Below are 23,405 nucleotides of genomic sequence, written 5' to 3'. Positions count from 1 at the left end.
ATGAAAGCCAAAAGTACTATAATTTTTATATTGATACTAACTATAGTAGGAGGTAGTACGTTTTTAGCATTAAATGGTGCCAAGATTGGGAAATATGAAATTATTAGAGCAAAAGATGCTATAGACTTAGGTCTAGATTTAGCAGGTGGTGTTTATGTAGTTCTAGAGGCTCAAACTGATGCTAAGGGTGCAGAACTTCAAAGAATTATGGAGCAGTCAAAGGCAATTATCAATGAGAGGGTAAATGGCCTTGGAGTGTCAGAACCTAATATATCAATTGAAGGTGGTAATAGAATAAGGGTTGAGCTAGCAGGTATAGATGATCCTCAAAAAGCAATTGAGTTAATAGGTAAGACTGCACAATTACAATTTGTAGATCCAGATAAAAATGTTGTATTGACAGGTAAAAATGTAATTGGTTCAGAGGTACAATATCATAATAATCAATTAGGTCAGCAAGAAATTCTAGTAAGCTTAGAACTAGACAAAGAGGGAACTAAAAAATTTGCTGAAGCTACAGGCCGACTTACTTTAGAACCAAATAGAGAGGACAGAATTATCTATATAATTTTAGATAATCAAATAATATCCTATCCTGCAGTGCAAAGTGCAGAAGAAGGGGGAACAGCTATTACAGACGGTAAGGCTGTTATAACAGGAAGTTTTTCACTAGAAGAAGCTAGTCAATTAGCTACATTGATTAGGGCAGGTGCTTTACCAGTTGAGATGAAGGAATTACAAACCTCCCTTATTGGACCTACATTAGGTTTGGAAGCATATGAAAGAAGTATTAAAGCGGGAGCAATTGCACTTCTTATAATTATGATATTTATGATAATAATATATAAAATTCCTGGTTTTATCGCTTCTATTGGTTTGATTATATATACATTGATAACAATATTTACGATGTCATCTTTAGGGGTTAAATTGACCCTTCCAGGAATAGCTGGTTTAATCTTATCTATAGGAATGGCTGTAGATGCAAATGTTATAATATTTGAAAGAATAAAAGAAGAAATAAAAGCTGGCAAAAGCATTAGAACTGCTGTAGATACAGGATTTAAGCGAGCTCTTACTTCAGTAATGGACTCAAATATAACTACATTTATAGCTGGAGTTGTATTATATTACTTTGGAATTGGTCCAATTAAAGGATTTGGAGTAACTTTAATTATTGGTATAGTGGCTTCTATGATAACAGCAGTTATTATATCTAAATATTTATTAAAGTTAATGGTATCAATTACAGGTAATAAAAATACTAAGCTTTATGGAGCTTAATAGAGAGGTGAAAATATGAATATTATAAAAAATAGGAAGATATTTGCAATATGTTCAATCGCTATAATAATAGCAGGAATCCTTATGTTTTTCATTAAAGGTTTAAACTATGGAATTGATTTTACTGGGGGTACTTTGATTCAGATAAATGCAGGAAAATTTATCCCTGTAGATGAAGTTAGAGAAATAACTGATGAATATGATAAAAATGTAAGTATTTTACACGGAGGAACTGAAAAAGATGAATTAATAATAAAAAGTACCTTAGATCTATCTAATGATGTGATAACAGATATAATAAATAAATTTATAGAAAAATACGATATAAACAAAAATAATTTTCAATCTGAAAAATTTGGTCCTTTTATGGGAGCAGAAATAAAAAATAAGGCTTTATTATCTACCTTAATAGCTACTGTACTTATGTTAGGTTATATTACTTGGAGATTTGAATTCAATTTTGGTGTAGCAGCTATTGTAGCATTAGCTCATGATATACTGATTATGTTAGCTGTTTATTCAATTCTTAGAATTCCAGTAAATAGTTCATTTATTGCTGCAATATTAACTATTCTAGGTTATTCTATAAATGATACAATAGTTATTTTTGATAGAATAAGAGAAAATACAAAGTTATATCCTAGAGAATCAGTTGAAAATATAATAAATAATAGTATTAAACAATCCTTAAAAAGAACAATATATACTACACTGACTACATTGATGGCTGTTACTGTATTATATATTTTAGGAGTTGAAGATGTTAAGGTGTTGACATTACCTCTTATTATAGGTATGATAGCTGGAGTTTATTCTTCATTATTTATCGCAGCTCCATTGTGGTATGAACTTAAGAATAGAAAAATAAAAGCTGCTAAATAAGTAGTTTTTATTTTCAATAATAAAAATTTTGTCAAAAAATGAAGAAATAGATAATAAAAACTAGAATTAAATGTGATTAAATGATAGAATTTAGATACTAATTAGTGTGTCTAAATTCTATTTCTATTGGAGTGAAGTAATTGGAAAAATGGTTTATAAAAAATAAAGTCGCTGATTATAAAAAAATAGCAAAGGATTTCAAAATATCTGAATTTTTATCTAAGTTACTAGTTAATAGAGATATTACTGATTATAACTTGATTGATAGTTTTATATCTTCTAGCTTAGATAGATTGCATGACCCTAGTCTTATGAAAGATTTGCTAAAGGGTGCAGATATTATTAGAGATAAGATAATAAATAAAAGAAAGATAAGAATAGTAGGAGATTATGATGTAGATGGAGTAATCTCAATTTATTTATTATATACAGGCATAAAAAAATGTGGTGGAAATGTAGACTATGTTATACCAAGTAGAATCAATGATGGATATGGTATAAATAATGAAATCGTTAGAGAAGCAGAAAAAGATGGGATAGATACTATAATAACTTGTGATAATGGTATTGCAGCGATAGAACAGATAAAGCTTGCAAAAGAACTTGGACTAACAGTAATAGTAACAGATCATCATGATTTACCTTTTGTAGTAGATGAAGCTGGCGAAAAAAAATATTTATCTACAGAGGCAGATGCTGTGATAAATCCAAAGCAAAAGGATTGTAATTATCCATTTAAAGGACTTTGTGGGGCTGCTGTAGTGTTTAAATTAATACAAGAACTATACCTCATATTTGAATTACCATTAGAATCTACATATTGTTTGATGGAATATACTGCTATTGCTACAATTTGCGATGTAGTTGATTTAATTGATGAAAATAGAATTATAGTGAAAAAGGGTCTAGAACTTTTAAATAATACAGAAAATATTGGTCTAAAAGCTTTGATAAAAGAAACAGGAATTGAAGATAAGGAGATAGGAGTTTATCACATAGGATTTATTATTGGGCCAAGCATCAACGCTTCCGGAAGATTAGATTCTGCTTTAAAAGCCTTAGAGTTACTTTTATCAAACGATTTAGATCATGCAAATCTTTTAGCGAAAGAGCTTCGTGAACTAAATGAAGAGAGAAAACAAATGACTATAGATGGAGTGGAGAAAATAATTAACATTATTGAGAATTCTGAGATAAAGAAAGATAAGATACTAGTTATATATGAGCCAGAAATACATGAAAGTATTGCAGGTATCATAGCAGGAAGAATTAAAGAAAAGTATAATAGACCTACAATAATATTAACTCAAGGAAAAGATGGAGTTAAAGGCTCTGGAAGATCTATTGAAGAATATAATATGTTTGAAGAGATATCAGAGTGTAAGGATCTATTATTAAAATTTGGCGGGCATCCTATGGCAGCTGGATTATCATTAGAAGAAACAAATATAAGTCAATTCAGAAAAAAGTTAAATGAAAACACAAGTCTAACAGATGATGATTTAATATCTAGAATATATATTGACATGCAACTTCCGCTAGAATATATTAGTTTTAAGTTAATTGATGAATTAAAGCTTTTAGAACCCTTTGGAAAAGGCAATAATAAACCTATATTTGGTGAAAAGAATCTAAAGATTAATCGTGGTTTTGTATTAGGTGCCAATAAAAATGTTTTAAAATTAATATTAGAAAATGAGAATAGAAAAATAATAGAAGGAATATTTTTTGGAGATATTATGACTTTTGAAAATAGAGTGAATGAAATATATGGGAATGGAGAACTGGATAAAATTTATAAAGGAATAGGGAATAATATAAAATTAGATATATTATTTTATCCTTCCGTTAATGAATATAATGGAAATACTAATTTGCAAGTTACAATTCAAAATTATAGAATTAATAAATAATTAAACTTTAGATTAATAAATATTTTTTTATATGGTATATTAACGTAATCGTTATAAATAGTGAATTATGGGTAATTATAAGTAATCAAACTACTTTATATATACATTCATTATAGGTGAAGAAGGTGAATTCAATGTTAGAAAACTTACTCTTGAAAATTGAACAATATAATGCACAAGCTGATTTAAGTCTTATAGTGAAAGCATATAATTTCGCACAGTCGGCTCATGCTGGGCAAGTAAGAAACTCAGGTGAAAACTTCTTTGTTCATCCATTTAATGTAGCTATGATATTGGCGGATTTAAATATGGACACTGCTACCATAGTAGCAGGACTGCTTCATGATGTAATAGAGGATACGGAAATAAGTCATGAAACTATTGCAGAAGAATTTGGTGTTGAGATAGCTGATTTAGTAGAGGGTGTTACAAAGTTAAAGAAACTACAATATAAAACTAAGCAGGAAAACCAAGCTGAAAATTTGAGAAAAATGGTTTTAGCTATGGCAAATGATATAAGGGTTATTATAGTTAAGCTAGCAGATAGACTTCATAATATGAGAACATTAGAATATATGAGAGATGAAAAAAGAAAAGAAAAGGCTTTAGAAACTCTAGAAATATATGCTCCTTTAGCCCATAGACTAGGAATCTCTAAAATAAAATGGGAATTAGAAGATTTATCTTTAAGATATTTAGATCCCGTAAATTATTATGATTTAGTTGAGAGGGTTTCAAAAAGACGACAGGAAAGAGAAGCATATGTAAAAAACATAATAGAGACATTAAGCAATAAACTTGATGAAGTTAACATAAAATATGATATCAGTGGGAGACCAAAGAATTTTTACAGCATATATAAAAAGATGGTTCATCAAGGAAAAGCTTTTGAGCAAATATTTGATTTAACTGCTATAAGAGTCATAGTAGATAATATTAAAGACTGTTATGAAGTATTAGGTATCGTTCATAATCTATGGAAGCCTTTGCCGGGCAGATTTAAAGATTATATTGCTATGCCTAAACCTAATATGTATCAGTCTATTCATACTACTGTAATCGGTATGAAGGGAGAAATATTTGAGGTTCAAATACGCACATGGGAAATGCATAGAACAGCAGAATATGGTATAGCTGCTCACTGGAAATATAAAGAAGGAAGTAATAAATCTGATAATTTTGATGATAAACTTACATGGTTAAGACAACTATTAGAGTGGCAATCGGATTTAAATGACCCTAAGGATTTCATGGAAACATTAAAAATAGATTTCTTTACAGATGAAGTATTTGTTTTTACTCCAAAGGGAGATGTGATAAATCTTCCAGATGGTTCTACACCAATCGATTTTGCATATAGAGTACACACTGAGGTTGGGAATAAGTGTGTAGGAGCTAAAGTAGATGGAAGAATTGTACCTCTGAATTATAGATTGAAAAATGGAAATATTGTTGAAGTTATTACATCAGCTAATAGCAATGGACCTAGTAGGGATTGGATAAAGATAGTAAAAAGCACTCAAGCAAAAACTAAAATTAGACAATGGTTTAAAGCTAAGGAAAAAGATTTTAATATCATAAGAGGAAAAGAGTTATTAGAAAAAGAAGTTAAACGATTAGGTTATAAGTCCTCAGAAATTTTAAAGGATGAATGGATAAAAAATATAGCATCTAAAGTGAGTATAAATTCTATTGATGATTTATATGCAGCTATTGGATATGGTAGTATAACACTGAATCAAGTAATCTCAAAATTAAGAACCCAATATAATGAATATTATAAAATAACAGATGAGAAGGCCTTTGTGGAGAGTAAGATCCAACAGACTATACAAAATAAAATAAGTAAACCTACTCAAGGTATCAAAATAAAAGGAGTAGATAATATTAAAATTAGGTTTTCTAAATGCTGTAATCCTGTACCTGGTGATGAAGTAGTAGGATATATAACTAGAGGCAGAGGTGTTTCTGTTCATAGAACTGACTGTCCAAATATAACTATGTCAGATGATGCAGAGAGATTCATTGAAGTAGAATGGGATTTTCAAAAGAAAGCATCCTATCCTGCAGAAATTCAAATTAAGGCATCTGATAGATCGGGTCTTTTAGCAGAAATTACTCAAAAGATAACAGATTCTGACTTAGGAGTAATATCTTTAAATGCTAGAACATCTAAAGATAAAATAGTATTTATAAATGTAACCCTTGAAATTAAAGATATTGAAGAGTTAAGGGATCTAATGAGAAAAATAAAAAGAATAAGAAATGTAATGGATGTATATAGAGTTACAGCTTAGAGAGAGGGAGATATATGAGAGCAGTTGTGCAAAGAGTTACAGAAGCATCGGTCAAAGTAGATAATGAGATAGTTGGGAAAATTGGCACTGGATTATTAGTACTACTTGGAGTAGGTGAGGGAGATAGTTCTAAGGATTTGGATTATCTAGTAGATAAAGTATTAGGGCTTCGCATATTTCAAGATGAAAATGATAAAATGAATTTATCTTTGTTGGATATCAGTGGAGAATTATTAGTAATTTCTCAATTTACACTTTATGGTGATGTAAGGAAAGGTAAAAGACCTAGCTTTACAGATTCAGCACATCCTGATATTGCAGAGAAAATTTATTTGGAATTTATTGATAAATGTATAGGAAAAGGGATAAAAACAGAAAGAGGTATTTTTGGTGCAGATATGAAGGTAAACCTTATAAATGATGGACCTGTTACTATATTATTAGACAGTAAAAAAACATTTTAGGAGGTATAGAGTTGAAGATAATAAGAATACCAGCAGGTATATATGCAGCTAATTGTTATGTTATATATTCAGAAGCCACTAGAGACGGAATAGTAATAGATCCAGGAGGAGACGTAGATGAGATACTCACATCAGTAAGAGAAAACCAACTTAAAATAAAATATATAGTATTAACTCATGGTCATGCAGATCATATAGGGGGAATAATTAATCTTAAGAAAGCATTGTCTGCTTCTGTAATGATACATGAAGAAGATAGAGAGATGCTAATTGATGGAAATAAGAACTTATCTACAATGATGGCTATGGGTACTATAGAAATAGAACCAGATTTGTTACTTAAGGATGGGGACATAATAGAGTTTGGCGATGAAAAGGCTGAGATTATTCATACTCCTGGTCATACCAAAGGAGGAATATGCATAAAAATTAGAGATAATATGATAACAGGAGACACTTTATTTGCAGGATCAATAGGTAGGACAGATTTACTAGGTGGAGATTATGAAACCATTATAAAATCAATAAAAGATAAACTATTGATTTATCCAGATGATGTTCAAATATTTCCAGGACATGGAGCTCCTTCTACCATAGGTAGAGAAAGGCTTTCAAATCCTTTTTTACGTTAATATTAAATAAGGTGATTATGTGATAAAATTATTGTTAATAGGTCATGAGATTAAATATGAATTAGTTGAATTAATCAGAGTCTTTTTCCCGGGGGAAGAGATTCTTTATATTAGTAGATTAGATGAATATACAGGTGAGGGCACTCTTATTATCAATTCTTTATATGAAGAAGATGGAAAGTTATATACTATAACAAAGATATATATAGATAATATTTTAATTAATCAAGCAACGGAAAATATTAGTACTCTAGAAGTATATGGTGATTCTATAGATAAATATATAAGAATCGGAATTAAAAAATCATTATATAATACATTAATTTCTCTAGGAGAGAGTAAAATTCCATGGGGAGTATTGACTGGCATAAGACCAGTCAAAATCGTTCATGATTTATTAGATAAAGATATAAATGAAAATGAGATAATCAGAGTATTAGCAGAAGAATATAAATTATCCTTTGATAAAGCTAAGTTGATATTGGATATTGGAAGAAGGCAAAGGGACTATATCTACCCTTTAAATAAGGATAGGTATAGTCTATATGTTAGTATACCATTTTGCCCTACTAGATGCTTATATTGTTCCTTTCCAGCATTACCCATAGGCAGATATGAAAATCATATTAAAGAATATACTTTAAAGGTAATATATGAAATTGAGCAAATTAGTGAAATGATGAAAGGTAAAAAGATTAATACAGTATATATAGGGGGAGGTACCCCCACAGCAATTCCATTAATGGAACTGGAAAAGATAATTCAAGCTATTTATTATAGATTTGGAGAAAAAAATATAAAGGAATTTACTGTAGAAGCTGGTAGACCAGACACTATTACAAAAGAATATCTAACAATGTTATATAAAAACGAAGTTGGAAGAATAAGTATTAATCCACAAACTATGAATGATGACACCTTGAAACTAATTGGAAGACAACATAAATCTAAGGATATTATCGAGACTTTTAACTTAGCTAAAGAAATTGGTTTTGATATAATTAATATGGATTTGATTGTAGGACTTCCAGGAGAAGAGATTAAACATATAAAAAAAACTCTGGAAGAAATTCAGAAATTAGATCCAGAAAACCTAACGATACATACACTTTCGGTAAAAAGAGGGTCTAAATTCAAAGCTACTATTGACCAATATTCATTACAAAGTCAGAATATTTTAAGTGCTATGTTAAATGAAACCAGAGAGTATACCAAAGATATGGGCTTAGAACCATATTATCTTTATAGACAAAAGCAAATATTAGGTAACTTTGAAAACATAGGCTATTGCAAGGCTAAAATGGAATGTATATATAATATAGCTATGATGGAAGAAAAAGAAACAATAATGGCGGCTGGAATGGGCTCTGTGTCTAAGATATTTTTCCCAGAAGAAAATAGAATAGAAAGAGTCCCAAATTTTAAAGATTTAAAAGAGTATCTGGAAAGAAGCAGTGAATTGATTGAAAGGAAGAAAAAGATACTAGGAAACAATTAATACAAAGGAGGATTTTAGGGCTATGCTATGGTGGACAGATGACCTTAAAACAGGTATAGATTCTATAGATAAACAGCATAAGAGTATATTTGATAAAGCTAGTGAGATTTTTAATTTAGAAACAAATTCTAGCACAAAAGAAATTGAAAGTATATTTGTGTTTTTAATGAGTTATGCAAATAATCATTTTTATGAAGAAGAAATTTTGATGATGGAAAATTCATATGAAAATTTTATTGAACACAGAAGACAACATAACTATTTTATTGAAGAAATCTATAATATATACCAGAATATTGTAAATGGACATGCATCTGAGGAAAACCTAAATAATCTAAAGGTATTAATAATTGACTGGCTCGCAAACCATATTAATGGAGATGATAAAAAATACATTGAAAGGATTAAAGAGAAATCAACAATTGTATATTAAGATTATATAAACAGAAGATATACATTAGGAGATTAGATGATTTTACTCCTTGACATGATTTATTTTATAGTCTATAATTAATAAAAATAAATATAATACGATGAAAAGGAAGAGTAGTTGGATTCCTTAGTTATAGAGAGTCGGTGGAGGTGGAAATCCGATACTAATATTCGATGAAGACACTTTGGAGTAAATAATCTTTAATGATTGATTCGCAGAAATGCGTTAAGTTTTTGAGTGAGGAAATACCTAATTAGGGTGGTACCGCGAGATAACCTCTCGTCCCTGTATATCAGAGATGAGGGGTTTATATTTTTTTGAGGAGGTATGTATATGTCAGAAAAGATGGGTAACTTAAGAAGAACTATTATGTGTGGAGAATTGAGATCTGAGCATGATGGTCAAGAGGTAGTATTGATGGGATGGGTACAAAGAGAGAGAAATTTGGGATCAATCATATTTATTGATTTAAGAGATACTACTGGAATTTCTCAAATTGTATTTGATAATACAGTATCTAGCGAAATATTTGATAAGGCAGAGAAAATTAGATCAGAGTTTGTATTAGCAGTAAGAGGTAAAGTAAGAATTAGACAATCTATAAATAAAGAAATACCAACTGGAGAGGTAGAAGTCTTAGTAGAAGAGCTTAGAATATTAGATGAATCTGAGACTCCGCCGATTTATATTAAAGATGATGATAATGTATCAGAAGGCATGAGATTAAAATATAGATATCTTGATTTAAGAAAACCATCTATGCAAGAAAAGTTGAAATTAAGAGCAAAAACTGCTAAAGTGGTCAGAGATTTCTTAGATGATAATGGGTTTATTGAGACAGAGACTCCTATGCTTACAAAACCAACGCCAGAAGGAGCTAGAGATTATTTAGTGCCAAGTAGAGTAAACCCTGGTGAATTCTATGCCCTCCCACAATCTCCACAGCTTATGAAGCAGCTTCTTATGGTTGCAGGAATGGATAGATATTATCAAATAGTTAAATGCTTTAGGGATGAAGATCTAAGAGCTAATAGACAGCCTGAATTCACTCAAATAGATGTTGAAATGTCATTTGTAGATGTTGAGGACATTATTTCAATTAATGAAAAATTATTATATAAATTATTTAAAGAAATTAAAGGAATAGAAATAAAACTACCAATAGACAGAATGACCTATAGTGAAGCTATGGAAAGATATGGGGTAGATAAACCAGATTTAAGGTTTGGATTTGAGTTGAAAAATATTTCTGATCTGGTTCAAAATTGTGGATTTAAAGTATTTAGCGGAGCTATGGAAAGTCAAGGCTCTGTACGAGGTATAAATATTAAAGGATACGGAGATAGATTTACTAGAAAAGATATAACTGCTTTAGAGGATTATGCGAAGACTTATGGTGCAAAAGGTTTGGCTTGGATAAAGATTACACAAGAAGGTATCACCTCCCCTATTGCAAAGTTCTTTAGTGAAGAAGAATTTGCTAATATTTTGGAAAGAATGGAAGGAGAAAAAGGTGATTTAATTCTTTTCGTAGCTGATAAAAACTCAGTTGTATACGATAGTTTAGGTAATTTAAGAAATGAAGTAGCTAAAAGATTAAATATAATTGATCCTAATGATATGAAATTAGTTTGGATTACTGAATTCCCATTATTTGAATATGACGAGGAAGAAAATAGATATGTGGCAAAGCATCATCCTTTTACCCATCCAATGGATGAGGACATAGAGCTTTTGGAGTCTCAGCCTGAAAAGGTAAGGGCTAAGGCTTATGATATAGTTATTAATGGAGATGAAATGGGTGGTGGAAGTATCAGAATCAATAATTCTGATTTACAAAAGAGAATGTTTAGCGCATTAGGATTTACAGAGGAAGAAGCTTGGGATAAGTTTGGATTTCTTTTAGAAGCTTTTAAGTATGGAACTCCTCCACATGGAGGTATTGCATATGGATTTGATAGACTTATTATGCTTTTATCAAATACATCAAATATTAGAGATGTCATTGCTTTTCCTAAAACTCAATCTGCTACATGTTTGATGACAAGTGCACCTACTACTGTATCAGAAAAACAGTTAGAAGAAGTTCATGTGAAGCTTAATATTAAATAGTATATAGGCTAATATAAGAGTCATTTAAAATTATAAGTATTAGTAAGAACTGGATTGGATAACACTTTACTGATAGTTTATGATATAATAAATATAACTAACAGATTATATTACAAACTAGTAAAAAATAAATGACACTGTGCTTTAGGAGGTGTACCTATGGATCAAGTTGGATTTGTAAGAAAGGTATCCAATGGAAAGGTTGAAGTAGAAGTAAGGAGAATCTCAGCATGTGGAGATAACTGTAAAAGCTGTGGTGGGAGCTGTCATGCTCCAAATCATGTTGTTATCCTTCCAAATAATATAGATGCTAAAGTAGGAGATCTTGTTGAGATAAAAGGAGAAACTAAAAATATATTGAAATATACTATGGTTGTATATATGATTCCTTTTACTATGTTAATTTTAGGAATATTAATAGGTATGAAGACTTTCAAAAACCTAGAAATATCTAATTATGAGCCTTTGAGTTTCTTAATAGGTTTAATATTTATGGCTTTAGGATATTTTATAGTTAGAACTATCGATAAAAAGATTGGAAAGAAGGAAGAAGACATTATAAGAATGACAAGAATTATTTAGATGAAGGGGTGCGACTGTTGGGAGATAAAACTGCTGTTATCAAAAGGTTAAGAAGAGTTGAAGGACAAATAAAAGGTATACAAAAGATGGTTGACGAAGACAAGTTTTGCGGAGATATATTAATCCAAGTAGCTGCTGCAAGAGCAGCATTAAACAGTGTAGGTGGATTAATACTTGAAAATTACATGAAAAATTGTTTAAAACATTATTTAGAAGGTGAAACTGAAGAAGAGGCATTAGATAAATTGGTAGATATAATGATAAAATATACAAAGTAAATCTAGTCTTTTAGTTTAACTCTTCTTATTGACCTAGAGAAACCTGAAGAAATTATTATTCCTACAGCTATGGCAGCTGCTATAAAGAAAGTTTCTACACCTTTAGTTGCAGCCATAGTAAAATCATTTTCTATTATAGCAAGCATTGTGTAATACATGCCAGCACCAGGAACCAATGGAACTATTCCAGAGGTGATAAATATGGTTGCTGGCTTTTTGCGTAATCTTGCCAAAAATTCACCTAATAATCCTACAGTAACAGCACCAAAAAATGTACCTGTTATATTACTATGAAATACTTTTGTAGTTATATAGTATAAAGTCCAGCCTATAGAACCATTAAGACCAGCGTATCCTAAGGTTTCCTTTGGAGAACTAAATAATACAGAAAATCCAATTGTAGATAAAAATGATAATACTAATTGTTTGATTATATCCAAGTTAAAATACCCCCTTAGCATAAAAGTTGAGAATGATTCCAACACCAAGTGCTATTGCGATTGCAGAAAATACAGCTTCTGCACCTCTAGATAGTCCAGATACAAAATCGCCTGACATAGTATCTCTAATAGAGTTTGTAATTGCAACTCCAGGAACTAAACACATTATAGAACCTATTATTACCTTATCAATATTTTCACCTACTCCAATATGGACTAAAATATGGGAAAGTAAAGCTGCAAGAGCTGAACCAATTAAATTATCTATAAAGAAAGTAAGTTCAAGTTTTGATATTAGATTTACAATAGTCAAGGCAATAAAACTTACAATGGCAGATCCAATAAAGTCTAGAACTGAGCCGCCAAATAGAACACAAAAAAATGCTGCAGCTAAAGACCCAAAGATAGTTTTAGTTAATTTTGTATATCTATTTACTTTATTTATTCTTTTTAATTCCTCAAGCCAAATATCCAGAGGTTGCTGAGAATTAACAAAGGCACGAGAAAATTCATTTACCATAGCAATTTTATTTAAATCTATAGAAATAGATTTAATTCTTTTAATGTAAGACATCAATTCGCCTTTATACTCCAAGGATATAAAGATTCCTGTTGGAACTATATAAGCATCAACATATTTAATTCCCTTTCTCGATTTGCAAATTCTAATTATAGTATCTTCAACTCGATAGATTTCAGCTCCACTTTTAAGCATTATACTGCCAGCCAAAGTTGCCAAAACTAATAATTTTTTGATTTCTTCTCTATTATAGATTTCAGAATTATCCATATTCTCACCTCTTTGATTAATATTCTTGTAAAAATAGTAAAAAATCTATATAATGTAAATGACTGGTTTTTTTACCTTTGAGATTGATTATATTATATTATAGCATAATATGCTTATAATTAATTACAAAAAATAAAAGATGAGGGGAGTATAAGAAGATGGATTTTACAAATTTAACTAAGCATGATCCTGAAGTAATGAATATTATTGAAATGGAATTAAACAGGCAAAAAAAGCATATTGAACTTATAGCTTCAGAAAACTTTGTAACCCCGCAGGTAATGGAAGCAGCAGGCAGTTATTTAACTAATAAATATGCAGAAGGATATCCAGCTAAAAGATATTATGGTGGATGCGAAGTAGTGGATAAGGTTGAAAACTTGGCTCGTGACAGGATGAAGGAAATATTCGGAGCTGATCATGCCAATGTACAACCACACTCCGGTTCTAATGCTAATTTAGGAGTTTATTTTGCAGTATTAAAACCTGGTGATAAGGTATTAGGTATGAATTTATCACAAGGTGGTCACTTAACTCATGGTAGTCCAGTTAATATCTCAGGTACCTACTTCAATTTTATAGCTTATGGAGTAAATAAAGAAACAGAGACAATAGATTATGATGAAGTTAGAGAAATTGCTTTGAGAGAAAAGCCAAGAATGATAGTAGCTGGTGCTAGTGCATATCCAAGACAAATTGATTTTGCTAAGTTCAGAGAGATTGCAGATGAAATAGGAGCATATTTAATGGTAGATATGGCTCATATAGCAGGTTTAGTTGCAGCAGGACTTCATCCTAATCCAGTTCCTTATGCTGACTTTGTAACTACTACAACTCATAAAACACTTAGAGGACCACGTGGCGGAGCAATACTTTGTAAAGAAGAGTATGCAAAGGCAATAGATAAAGCAATTTTCCCTGGAATTCAAGGTGGACCATTGATGCATATAATTGCTGCTAAGGCAGTTGCATTTGGAGAAGCTTTACAGGATGATTTTAAAGCTTATCAACAGCAAACAATTAATAATGCAAAAGCTTTAGCTGAAGGATTATTAAAAAATGGTTTTAGACTTGTTTCAGGAGGTACAGATAATCACTTAATACTAATAGATGTTAGGACTAAGGGATTAACAGGAAAAAAATCAGAAGCTCTTCTAGATGATATTGGTATAGCAACTAACAAAAATACTATTCCTAATGATCCAGAATCACCATTCATAACTAGTGGAATAAGAATTGGTACACCAGCTGTGACAACACGTGGAATGAAAGAAGAAGATATGATGGAAATAGCGGAAATAATTACATTGGCTTTAGATGAGAATAATGATAGAGATGAAATAAGAACTAGAGTAGCTAAATTATGTGATAAATATCCATTATACTAAGCGAAATGAAATGCCTACAGATTAATTCTGTAGGCTTATCTTTACATATGAGCTATACTGTATTAGAATAATAAACATATACTTAAAATCAATTGAGGTGCAAAAATGGAATTAAAAAACTTTAATGAGGACAAAAATATTATAGAGGAAGTTGCAAAAGGCAGTATAGCAGAAGAATTAGAAATAGAACCAGGAGATATATTATTATCTATAAATGATATACCTGTTAGAGATATTATTGATTATAAATATTTGGTTTCAGATGATTATATAGTAGTTGCCATAGAAAAGGAAGATGGAGATATTTGGGAATTTGAAATAGAAAAGGATTTTGATGAAGATTTAGGTTTAGTATTTACTAATCCTTTAATAGATAAAGCTAAATCCTGTAGAAACAAGTGCATCTTTTGCTTTATTGATCAATTGCCTCCTAATATGAGGGAAACTTTATATTTTAAAGATGATGATTCAAGGTTATCTTTTTTACAAGGGAATTTCATTACTTTGACTAACATGAGTGATGAAGAGATAGATAGAATTATAAGTTATAGACTTAGTCCAATAAATGTAAGTGTTCATACTACTAATCCAGAGCTTAGGGTAAAGATGTTGAATAATAAAAATGCTGGAAATGTATATGAAATATTAAAAAGATTTAAAGATGCTAAGTTGGAAGTTAACTGTCAAATAGTATTAGTACCAGGAGTAAATGATGGTCCTGAACTAGATAGAACTTTATACGACTTATCTAAATTATATCCTACTATTGAAAGTGTTGCTGTAGTACCGGTAGGTATAACTAAATATAGGGAAAAACTTCAAGAATTAAAACCATATACTAAAGAATCAGCGAATGATTTATTGAATTTTATATCTGATAAACAAGAATATTTTCTAGAAAAGTTAGATACCAGATTTGTATTTGCTTCTGATGAGTTTTTTGCATCTACTAAGAGAGAACTTCCTAAGCATGATGAATATGAAGGATTTCCTCAATTGGAAAATGGCGTAGGACTTATGAAATCCTTTGAAGATGAAGTAATTAAGGAACTTAGGCTAATAAAATCTACAATTAACAGTAAGAAAAGATATATTTTGGCTACTGGGACTTTAGCATATGATTTTATGAATAGAATAAAAGATAAGATACTTGAAAAATTTAATGGATTAGAACTAATGGTTATACCAATAGTTAATAAGTTTTTTGGAGAGACTATTACTGTATCTGGACTAATAACAGGTCAGGACTTAGTTGCTCAATTAAAGGGATATGATAATGTAGATGGGATCATTGTTCCGAGAACTATGATGAAGAGAGATGAGGAAATTTTTTTGGATAACTTAACTATTGAAGAAGTATCTAAAGCATTAGATATTCCTGTAATCTCATCTAAAGTTGAGGGAAAAAATTTAATTGATATAATAAAGAATTGAGGGATGAATAAATGAATAGAGCAATTGTTTGCATAGTTGGGAGACCAAATGTAGGAAAGTCAACTTTATTTAACAAATTGGTGGGAAAAAGAATTGCAATAACAGAAGATACGCCAGGAGTGACTAGAGATAGGATTTATGCTGAAGGAGAGTGGCTTGGAAAATATTTTACAGTAATAGATACAGGTGGACTTGAGCCTGAAAATGAAGAGATAATTATGAAAAATATTAAAAGACAAGCTGAAATGGCTATAGACACAGCTGATGTTATTTTGTTTGTAGTGGATGGATTAGAGGGGCTAAATTCTACAGATAGAGAAATAGGAAATATGCTCAGAAAATCAGGTAAAAATGTAATAGTAGCTTGTAATAAAATTGATACCCCCAATTTTAAAAATCAAGTGTATGAATTTTATGAATTAGGGCTTGGAGAACCTATGATTATATCTGGAGAACAAGGTCTTGGTATTGGAGATTTATTAGATGAGATTGTGAAACATTTTCCTGAAGATAAGGATACTGATTATGATGAAGATTTAATAAGAGTTGCTTTAATAGGTAAACCGAATGTAGGTAAATCTTCTTTAATCAATAATATCTTGGGAGAAGAAAGAGTAATCGTAACCAACATTCCAGGAACAACTAGAGATGCCATTGATACTTATTTTAACTTTGGTGATAATAGATATGTATTTATTGACACTGCAGGATTAAGGCGTAAGAGAAGTATTTATGAGGATGTCGAAAGGTATTCTGTAATAAGGACATTGACTGCTGTAGATAGATCAGATATTTGTGTACTAGTTATTGATGCAACAGAAGGGGTCACAGAACAAGATACTAAGATAGCAGGATATGCTCATGACAATGGAAAAGCTATTATTATAGCTATTAACAAATGGGATTTAGTTAAAAAAGATAGCAATACTCATTTAGAGTTCGAAAAGGAAATTAGAAGGGTTTTAGGATTCATAACATATGCACCGATTATTTTTATTTCAGCATTGACAGGGCAAAGGGTAGATAAGTTATTAGAGTTAATAAATGTAGTAAATAATAATTATAATTTAAGGATTAGCACAGGTGTATTAAATGATATAGTAAATGAGGCCGTATTAATGAATCAGCCTCCTAGTGACAAAGGTAAGAGAGCAAAAATTTATTATGGTACACAAGTTTCTGTAAGGCCTCCAAAGTTTGTAATATTTGTAAATTATAAGGAACTTATGCATTTTTCATATGTAAGGTATTTGGAAAATCAAATAAGAAATCATTTTGGCTTTGTAGGTACACCTATCCAATTTGAATTTAGACAAAAGGGAGAAAAATAATGAAAATACTTATAACTATATTATTATCTTATCTAATAGGATGTTTCTCATCAGCTTATTTTTTAGGAAAGATATCGAAAAATATTGATATAAGAAATTATGGAAGCGGAAATGCTGGTGCCACTAATGCACTTCGCGTTCTAGGTAAAAAGGTGGGAGCATTAACTTTTGCTTTAGACATATTAAAGGGGGTAATAGCTGTACTAATAGGGAAATCTATGTTTGGATTTAACGGAAGCCTTTTAGCGGGAATTTTTGTTGTTTTAGGGCACGATTTTCCTATATTCCTTGGATTTAAGGGTGGAAAAGGGGTGGCAACATCTTTCGGAGTTTTATTGATCCTTAATTGGAAAGCAGGCTTAGCATGTTTATTAGTAGCTGCTAGTATAATAATATTTACTAAATATGTATCTCTGGGTTCAATTGCAGCTTCTATTTCTGCACCTGTTGCTATGGTATTAACTTTAGATTCAGTAAATAAGTATTTATATATTACTACATGGGTGCTTGCGGCACTATCTGTGTATAGACATAAGGCTAATATATTTAGACTATGTAGAGGAGAAGAGAACAAGCTAGGAAATAATATATAGGCAGGTGTTATAAATGACGGAACAAATTGGAGTATTAGGAGGCGGTAGTTGGGGTACTGCCCTAGGAATTTTATTGGCTAACAAGGGCTATGATGTTCAAATATGGTTAAGAGATAAGAATCAAATTGAAGAAATGAATAATTCAAGAATTAACCAAAAATATCTTCCTAATGCAATATTACCATCAAATTTAAAATTAACAAATGATTTAGAAGAAGTTAACTATAAAAAGGATTTAATAGTTTTATCTGTAGGAACTCATGGAATTAGAGAGGTCCTAGAGAACTCAAAACCTTATATTAAAAGGGAGCAAATAATAGTAAATGTTTCTAAGGGAATCGAGAATGAAACTTTACTTAGAATATCTCAGATAGTTGAGGAAATAGTACCAAATAGTAAATATACTATACTTTCTGGGCCTTCTCATGCTGAGGAGGTCGCCAAAGATATGCCTACTACAGTTGTTTCTGCTTCTAAGGACAAAGAAGTTGCTGAATATGTTCAGGATATATTCATTACTCCTAGTTTTAGAGTATATACAAATCCAGATGTTATAGGTGTAGAACTAGGCGGAGCTTTGAAAAATGTAATTGCATTAGGAGCTGGAATATCAGATGGATTGGGCTGGGGGGATAACACTAAGGCGGCACTTATGACTAGAGGTATATTTGAAATGGCTAGACTTGGTGAAAAAATGGGTGCGCAAGCAAGCACATTTTTAGGTTTAGCAGGTATAGGAGATTTAATTGTAACTTGTACAAGTATGCATAGTAGAAATAGAAGAGCTGGTATATTAATTGGACAAGGAATAAAAATAGATGATGCTATTAGACAGATTGGAATGGTTGTAGAAGGTATAAAGACAGCAAAATCTACTTTTGAACTGTCTAAGAAATATAATATTAACATGCCTATTACTGAAGAAATATATGGAGTAATATATGAAGGTAAGGATGTTAAAAACTCAGTTTCTAATTTAATGATTAGAGATAGAAAGCATGAAATGGAAAATATAGTATTAGAAAATAATAATTTATGGTAACCTGCTATTTTTAGCAGGTTTTTTTCATTAGCTTGTAATATTTCATAGTACTAGACGTATATATATAATGTTAAGTATTGTATTTAAATAATTATATTCATAAGGGGGGAATGATGTGGAGGTATTTGATATATACAAAGATATTGCAGAGCGAACAGATGGAGATATTTATGCGGGCATTGTCGGACCAGTTAGAACAGGCAAATCTACTTTTATAAAAAGGTTTATGGAACTACTTGTTTTGCCTAATATCGACAATAAGCATAAAAAAGAAAGAGCCAAGGATGAACTACCTTTAAGTGGGTCAGGAAAAACAATAATGACTACAGAACCCAAATTTGTACCTAATGAAGCTGTAGAGCTTACTTTAAATGAAAATGTGAACTTTAAAGTAAGAATGGTAGACTGTGTTGGATACTTAGTTAGTGGAGCTTTAGGTCATGAGGAAAATTTCATACCTAGAATGGTTACTACCCCTTGGTATGAGAAAGAAATTCCTTTTGAAGAAGCAGCTGAGATAGGTACAAGAAAGGTAATAACAGATCACTCTACTATTGGATTAGTTGTAACAACAGATGGATCTATAACTGATATAGACAGATCTAACTATATAAAAGCAGAAGAAAGGGTAATTTCAGAATTAAAGGAATTAGGAAAACCATTTGTTATAATTTTAAATTCAAAGCATCCTAACTTAGATAGTACAATTGCTCTTAGAGAAAGTTTGCAAAGTAAATATGGAGTATCGGTAGTGGTCGTAGATTGCTTAAATATGGATGCTCAAGATATTGAAAAGATTTTTGAAAAATTATTATTTGAATTCCCTGTGAAAGAGGTTACCATCAATCTTCCAAAATGGATAGAAGGATTACCAAAGAAACATTGGATAAAGTCAAGTATATTAAATTCATTAAAAGAAACAATTGAAGGTCTTCAAAAACTAAACGAAGTTTCAAGCTTTTTGAATCCCCTAAAGGAATTAGATATTGTAAAAAATGTAAAATTAGTTGAAATTAAATTAGGAGAGGGGATTGTACATTCTGAGATAGTTATTGATGATGGATTATTCTATAGTGTATTAAAGGATATGACAGGATATTCTATAGAAGGAGACTATCAATTATTAGGTTTAATTTCTAAGCTGGCAGAGACGAAGAAGAAATATGATAAGATTGAAAAAGCACTAATTGAGGCTAAAGATATTGGGTATGGTTTAGTAAGCCCTAGTTTAGAAGAGCTTGAGCTTGCAGAACCTGAAATTTATCGTCAGGGAAATCGTTTTGGAGTAAAATTAAAGGCAAAGGCACCATCTTTTCATGTACTCAGGGCAGATATAGCAACGGAAGTTTCTCCGCTCATAGGTACAGAAAAACAATCTGAAGAGTTAATACAATATTTGTTATCAGAATTCGAAGAAGAGCCTTCAAAGATCTGGCAATCAAATTTATTTGGCAAATCCTTATATGAATTGGTAAATGAACAGCTTCAAGGAAAGCTTAGCACAATGCCAGAAGATGCAAGGCAAAAACTTAGAAGAGCTCTTGAAAGGATAATAAATGATGGAAGCGGAGGATTAATCTGTATAATTATATAATAAAAAAGGTAGAATGATTTTCTACCTTTTTTCATGTTTATTAAATGATCTTTTTATCTTCTTCAGATAAATCCATTTCTATGGTATTTGATTTTTTAAATATCTTAGTATCTTTTAATGCATAAACTAAAAATATTCCTGCAAATAAAGCTAATATTTGAAAAACAAGTAATGCAAAATCTTTATTAATAATGCTTGATACTGCGGCAACTATAGAAATCATAACAATAAAATATCCAAATATCTTTAATATCTTTCCTAACATTTTACTATCCCCCTAATAAATCTAGATTTTATATATATTTAATTACTCTTTCTGCTATTATATCAGCTTCATTTTCAAAATATGTATATTGCATATTAATCCCAATCATATATCCCATTTGTGGCATATCTTGTGTAATGTGTTTTATTTCATGTACAAAAGTTTTACATTGAGTTTCATAGTTTACATTTCCATTTAAAATAAGATGATATTTCTTTCTCCGGCTAAGATATACAAATCCTAGTACACTACATTCTAAATTAAATGCTATAGATGTTCTAATATCATAAGCATTCATTACTTCATGAAAAGAAATATTTCCGTCAATTAATGATCTAAGTAAAGGTTCATCTAATATATCTATTTTCATTTGCAGTACCCCCTTTGTTGCCTTATACATTTTATTCGTTCTCTCTATCCTCTTCATCCTCAATAGCTTTTATTATTCTAATAACCTGCTGTATTCCTTTTGGTGATAAATCCTTAGTTTGTTTAAACAGCAGTTGTAAGTCTTCTCTTTCTTTTAATATATTCCAGAAGTCTAATAATTCTTTATCATCCTTTAAAGTGTTAAATATTTTTATTGTAGAATTATTTTCACCTAATAATATACTTACATCCACCTCTAGACTATTGGCAATTAGTTTCAAAGAATCTAAGCTTGGATTATATCTATCTCTCTCTAAATCAGCTAAATAGGAACGGGAAAGATTACTTTTTTCAGCTAGTTCTTTTTGTGTAAGACCCTTCTCTTTTCTATATTTTTTGATATTTTCCCCTATAGTCATTTTACCAACCTCCTAATGTCGTAAGAACCGACTATATTTAGTATATCCAAATTAATACGGAAATACAATACACAAAAAGACGTAAATACAAGGTAAATTAAGAAAAGAGACGGTTATACAATGGGAGTCTAATTTAATTCAATTTTTATACCCAAAATTAAGATATTTGATATTTTACACGAAGACGGATATACAATACAATTTAAGTAAGAGGTGAGAGGAATGAATAATAAAAAAACAATAGGACAAGAAATAAGAGATAAAAGAATTGAGAAAGAGAAAATATAATTACAAATAACAAAAAAACGTAACAATACCAAGAAGCTATCTTTTTGATACAGAAAATGGAAGTATATGTCTAATGTAGAAATTTTGATTAAATTGGTTTCATGCTTAGGATTAGATATTAATTTTTTATCAAAAAATGACGGAAATACAATTAGAAATAAAGGAGGAGTATTATAAGGAAGTTAAAAAAGGAAGATTATATTAACTAAAATTAAAAAGAATAAAGGAAAATAAATAATAAAAAGTTTCTAACTGCTATCAATTATATGTCTATATAGAAATTTGGAGCATATGACCAATATGGATGGATTAGCTATGAAGATTAAAAAATTATAGAAATCATAAGAAAACGAATCTAAGGGGGAACAAAACAATGGATAAATATAAAGCTGTAGAAAAATTATTATATAATTATAAAATGTCTGAGATAAGTATAAAAAATATGAAAGAAGAAATAAAACGTTTAGAAAGAGAGGATGGGTTAACTGCAATAAACTATGATTCAGTAAAGATAAGCCCTACATTTAAAATCAGTAGTAGTACAGAAAGTACAATGCTATCCATATTAGAGAAAATAGATTATTTAAGACATAGTATAGAAAGAATTAGCGAAAAATTAGAATCTATAGATAGGGCAATGGAGGGACTGAATGAAGTAGAAAGACTAGTAATAGAAAAAAGATATATAGAAGGACTGCAATGGTGGCAAGTAGCCCATTTAGTCAAATATAGCGAAGTTCATAGCAAAAGAATAAGAAAAAAAGCTATAAATAAATTAGTAGTAGGAATATATGGAGAGAATGATACGAATATGATACCTTTTGAGTCAAAGTAGATGATATTATAGTAACATGAGATTATATCTCAAATACAAGTTCATTATAACTGAAAATACTTAGTCTATAAAATCAAAATATGCTGTAAAATTATCCTCTAAGAATAAGTAAATATAAAAATAATTAAGCTGATGGAGAAATCTATCCGCTTATTTTTGTATTTAAAAAGATATTAACATAGTTAAAGGCTCTGTAAACTAAATATGAAAAAATAGTACAATATCTTCATAGAATTGCTCTA

At 30.2% G+C, this 23,405-nt stretch carries 23 protein-coding genes and 1 other annotated feature; of the genes, 18 read left to right on the top strand and 5 right to left on the bottom strand.

The features are described 5' to 3' along the window. The 11 genes from secD to RDK80_RS16525 all read left to right on the top strand — a co-directional run bounded on the left by secD (position 1) and on the right by RDK80_RS16525 (position 12,375). Positions 1 to 1,284 carry a protein translocase subunit SecD gene (gene secD, locus RDK80_RS16575; protein ID WP_235601410.1) on the top strand — a complete coding sequence of 428 codons (1,284 nt, stop codon included), beginning with the start codon at positions 1 to 3 and terminating at the stop codon, positions 1,282 to 1,284. A gap of 15 nt (positions 1,285 to 1,299) precedes the next feature. Further along, entirely contained in the window at positions 1,300 to 2,166 is an 867-nt protein-coding gene (secF, locus tag RDK80_RS16570) for a protein translocase subunit SecF (protein WP_201260039.1), read from the top strand. 140 nt (positions 2,167 to 2,306) lie between these two features. Further along, complete coding sequence (gene recJ / locus RDK80_RS16565; protein WP_308524906.1) at positions 2,307 to 4,079, top strand: single-stranded-DNA-specific exonuclease RecJ; 1,773 nt, start codon at positions 2,307 to 2,309, stop codon at positions 4,077 to 4,079. Positions 4,080 to 4,213: 134 nt separating this feature from the next. Further along, positions 4,214 to 6,376: a bifunctional (p)ppGpp synthetase/guanosine-3',5'-bis(diphosphate) 3'-pyrophosphohydrolase gene (locus tag RDK80_RS16560; protein ID WP_308524905.1), complete on the top strand. Its 2,163-nt coding sequence runs from the start codon at positions 4,214 to 4,216 to the stop codon at positions 6,374 to 6,376. 14 nt (positions 6,377 to 6,390) lie between these two features. After that, the gene (gene dtd, locus RDK80_RS16555; protein ID WP_094904019.1) at positions 6,391 to 6,840 is read left to right on the top strand and encodes a D-aminoacyl-tRNA deacylase; all 450 of its coding nucleotides are present in this window, start codon (positions 6,391 to 6,393) and stop codon (positions 6,838 to 6,840) included. Positions 6,841 to 6,851: 11 nt separating this feature from the next. Further along, positions 6,852 to 7,472: an MBL fold metallo-hydrolase gene (locus tag RDK80_RS16550; RefSeq protein WP_094904020.1), complete on the top strand. Its 621-nt coding sequence runs from the start codon at positions 6,852 to 6,854 to the stop codon at positions 7,470 to 7,472. A 19-nt stretch (positions 7,473 to 7,491) separates the two neighbouring features. Further along, complete coding sequence (hemZ, locus tag RDK80_RS16545; RefSeq protein ID WP_094904021.1) at positions 7,492 to 8,970, top strand: coproporphyrinogen dehydrogenase HemZ; 1,479 nt, start codon at positions 7,492 to 7,494, stop codon at positions 8,968 to 8,970. Positions 8,971 to 8,992: 22 nt separating this feature from the next. Next, positions 8,993 to 9,403, top strand: coding sequence for a bacteriohemerythrin (locus tag RDK80_RS16540; RefSeq protein ID WP_094904022.1), 411 nt, complete (start codon positions 8,993 to 8,995; stop codon positions 9,401 to 9,403). Between the two features lie 91 nt (positions 9,404 to 9,494). Further along, positions 9,495 to 9,693, top strand: a binding site (T-box leader). 43 nt (positions 9,694 to 9,736) lie between these two features. Next, positions 9,737 to 11,515, top strand: coding sequence for an aspartate--tRNA ligase (gene aspS / locus RDK80_RS16535; RefSeq protein WP_308524904.1), 1,779 nt, complete (start codon positions 9,737 to 9,739; stop codon positions 11,513 to 11,515). Between the two features lie 159 nt (positions 11,516 to 11,674). Next, positions 11,675 to 12,097 (top strand): SoxR reducing system RseC family protein, encoded by a 423-nt coding sequence (locus RDK80_RS16530; protein WP_094904023.1) that lies wholly within the window; start codon positions 11,675 to 11,677, stop codon positions 12,095 to 12,097. 17 nt (positions 12,098 to 12,114) lie between these two features. Further along, complete coding sequence (locus RDK80_RS16525) at positions 12,115 to 12,375, top strand: metal-sensitive transcriptional regulator (protein WP_235601411.1); 261 nt, start codon at positions 12,115 to 12,117, stop codon at positions 12,373 to 12,375. A gap of 2 nt (positions 12,376 to 12,377) precedes the next feature. On the opposite strand, the gene RDK80_RS16520 is transcribed toward RDK80_RS16525, so the two are convergent. Both RDK80_RS16520 and RDK80_RS16515 read right to left on the bottom strand, forming a co-directional pair. Continuing rightward, positions 12,378 to 12,815: a threonine/serine exporter family protein gene (locus RDK80_RS16520; RefSeq protein ID WP_094904025.1), complete on the bottom strand. Its 438-nt coding sequence runs from the start codon at positions 12,813 to 12,815 to the stop codon at positions 12,378 to 12,380. Position 12,816: 1 nt separating this feature from the next. Next, on the bottom strand, positions 12,817 to 13,605 hold the full coding sequence (locus RDK80_RS16515; RefSeq protein WP_308524903.1) for a threonine/serine exporter family protein: 789 nt from the start codon (positions 13,603 to 13,605) through the stop codon (positions 12,817 to 12,819). Positions 13,606 to 13,763: 158 nt separating this feature from the next. On the opposite strand from RDK80_RS16515, the gene glyA reads away from it, so the two are divergent. The 6 genes from glyA (at position 13,764) to spoIVA (ending at position 20,987) form a co-directional block, all read left to right on the top strand. Beyond that, positions 13,764 to 14,993: a serine hydroxymethyltransferase gene (gene glyA, locus RDK80_RS16510; protein WP_308524902.1), complete on the top strand. Its 1,230-nt coding sequence runs from the start codon at positions 13,764 to 13,766 to the stop codon at positions 14,991 to 14,993. A 105-nt stretch (positions 14,994 to 15,098) separates the two neighbouring features. Further along, complete coding sequence (locus tag RDK80_RS16505; RefSeq protein WP_308524901.1) at positions 15,099 to 16,427, top strand: DUF512 domain-containing protein; 1,329 nt, start codon at positions 15,099 to 15,101, stop codon at positions 16,425 to 16,427. 11 nt (positions 16,428 to 16,438) lie between these two features. Beyond that, positions 16,439 to 17,758, top strand: coding sequence for a ribosome biogenesis GTPase Der (gene der / locus RDK80_RS16500; RefSeq protein ID WP_094900003.1), 1,320 nt, complete (start codon positions 16,439 to 16,441; stop codon positions 17,756 to 17,758). Then, on the top strand, positions 17,758 to 18,351 hold the full coding sequence (gene plsY / locus RDK80_RS16495; protein ID WP_094900004.1) for a glycerol-3-phosphate 1-O-acyltransferase PlsY: 594 nt from the start codon (positions 17,758 to 17,760) through the stop codon (positions 18,349 to 18,351). The genes der and plsY overlap by 1 nt, the downstream gene beginning before the upstream one ends. 13 nt (positions 18,352 to 18,364) lie before the next feature. Next, positions 18,365 to 19,393, top strand: coding sequence for an NAD(P)H-dependent glycerol-3-phosphate dehydrogenase (locus tag RDK80_RS16490; protein WP_308524900.1), 1,029 nt, complete (start codon positions 18,365 to 18,367; stop codon positions 19,391 to 19,393). Positions 19,394 to 19,508: 115 nt separating this feature from the next. Beyond that, positions 19,509 to 20,987: a stage IV sporulation protein A gene (gene spoIVA / locus RDK80_RS16485; RefSeq protein ID WP_094900005.1), complete on the top strand. Its 1,479-nt coding sequence runs from the start codon at positions 19,509 to 19,511 to the stop codon at positions 20,985 to 20,987. A 40-nt stretch (positions 20,988 to 21,027) separates the two neighbouring features. On the opposite strand, the gene RDK80_RS16480 is transcribed toward spoIVA, so the two are convergent. The 3 genes from RDK80_RS16480 to RDK80_RS16470 are packed head-to-tail and all read right to left on the bottom strand — an operon-like array spanning position 21,028 to position 22,040. Beyond that, positions 21,028 to 21,252 (bottom strand): hypothetical protein, encoded by a 225-nt coding sequence (locus RDK80_RS16480; RefSeq protein ID WP_308524899.1) that lies wholly within the window; start codon positions 21,250 to 21,252, stop codon positions 21,028 to 21,030. A 28-nt stretch (positions 21,253 to 21,280) separates the two neighbouring features. Beyond that, positions 21,281 to 21,622: a hypothetical protein gene (locus RDK80_RS16475; protein ID WP_308524898.1), complete on the bottom strand. Its 342-nt coding sequence runs from the start codon at positions 21,620 to 21,622 to the stop codon at positions 21,281 to 21,283. A 31-nt stretch (positions 21,623 to 21,653) separates the two neighbouring features. Further along, the gene (locus tag RDK80_RS16470; RefSeq protein WP_308524897.1) at positions 21,654 to 22,040 is read right to left on the bottom strand and encodes a helix-turn-helix domain-containing protein; all 387 of its coding nucleotides are present in this window, start codon (positions 22,038 to 22,040) and stop codon (positions 21,654 to 21,656) included. 661 nt (positions 22,041 to 22,701) lie between these two features. Here RDK80_RS16470 and RDK80_RS16465 point away from each other — a divergent pair. Next, positions 22,702 to 23,163: a hypothetical protein gene (locus RDK80_RS16465; RefSeq protein ID WP_308524896.1), complete on the top strand. Its 462-nt coding sequence runs from the start codon at positions 22,702 to 22,704 to the stop codon at positions 23,161 to 23,163. Positions 23,164 to 23,405 lie beyond the last annotated feature (242 nt).

Origin of the sequence: uncultured Tissierella sp., assembly GCF_902479755.1 — a bacterium.
GTDB classification, from domain to species: domain Bacteria; phylum Bacillota; class Clostridia; order Tissierellales; family Tissierellaceae; genus Tissierella; species Tissierella carlieri.
This window is presented reverse-complemented; position numbering and strand designations above follow the sequence as displayed.

Bases quoted from the DNA above. Each gene is read 5' to 3' on its own strand.
- secD (WP_235601410.1), top strand. From the start codon at position 1: ATGAAAGCCAAAAGTACTATAATTTTTATATTGATACTAACTATAGTA.
- secF (WP_201260039.1), top strand. From the start codon at position 1,300: ATGAATATTATAAAAAATAGGAAGATATTTGCAATATGTTCAATCGCT.
- RDK80_RS16560 (WP_308524905.1), top strand. From the start codon at position 4,214: ATGTTAGAAAACTTACTCTTGAAAATTGAACAATATAATGCACAAGCT.
- dtd (WP_094904019.1), top strand. From the start codon at position 6,391: ATGAGAGCAGTTGTGCAAAGAGTTACAGAAGCATCGGTCAAAGTAGAT.
- RDK80_RS16540 (WP_094904022.1), top strand. From the start codon at position 8,993: ATGCTATGGTGGACAGATGACCTTAAAACAGGTATAGATTCTATAGAT.
- aspS (WP_308524904.1), top strand. From the start codon at position 9,737: ATGTCAGAAAAGATGGGTAACTTAAGAAGAACTATTATGTGTGGAGAA.
- RDK80_RS16530 (WP_094904023.1), top strand. From the start codon at position 11,675: ATGGATCAAGTTGGATTTGTAAGAAAGGTATCCAATGGAAAGGTTGAA.
- RDK80_RS16515 (WP_308524903.1), bottom strand. From the start codon at position 13,605: ATGGATAATTCTGAAATCTATAATAGAGAAGAAATCAAAAAATTATTA.
- glyA (WP_308524902.1), top strand. From the start codon at position 13,764: ATGGATTTTACAAATTTAACTAAGCATGATCCTGAAGTAATGAATATT.
- RDK80_RS16505 (WP_308524901.1), top strand. From the start codon at position 15,099: ATGGAATTAAAAAACTTTAATGAGGACAAAAATATTATAGAGGAAGTT.
- der (WP_094900003.1), top strand. From the start codon at position 16,439: ATGAATAGAGCAATTGTTTGCATAGTTGGGAGACCAAATGTAGGAAAG.
- plsY (WP_094900004.1), top strand. From the start codon at position 17,758: ATGAAAATACTTATAACTATATTATTATCTTATCTAATAGGATGTTTC.
- RDK80_RS16490 (WP_308524900.1), top strand. From the start codon at position 18,365: ATGACGGAACAAATTGGAGTATTAGGAGGCGGTAGTTGGGGTACTGCC.
- RDK80_RS16480 (WP_308524899.1), bottom strand. From the start codon at position 21,252: ATGTTAGGAAAGATATTAAAGATATTTGGATATTTTATTGTTATGATT.
- RDK80_RS16475 (WP_308524898.1), bottom strand. From the start codon at position 21,622: ATGAAAATAGATATATTAGATGAACCTTTACTTAGATCATTAATTGAC.
- RDK80_RS16470 (WP_308524897.1), bottom strand. From the start codon at position 22,040: ATGACTATAGGGGAAAATATCAAAAAATATAGAAAAGAGAAGGGTCTT.
- RDK80_RS16465 (WP_308524896.1), top strand. From the start codon at position 22,702: ATGGATAAATATAAAGCTGTAGAAAAATTATTATATAATTATAAAATG.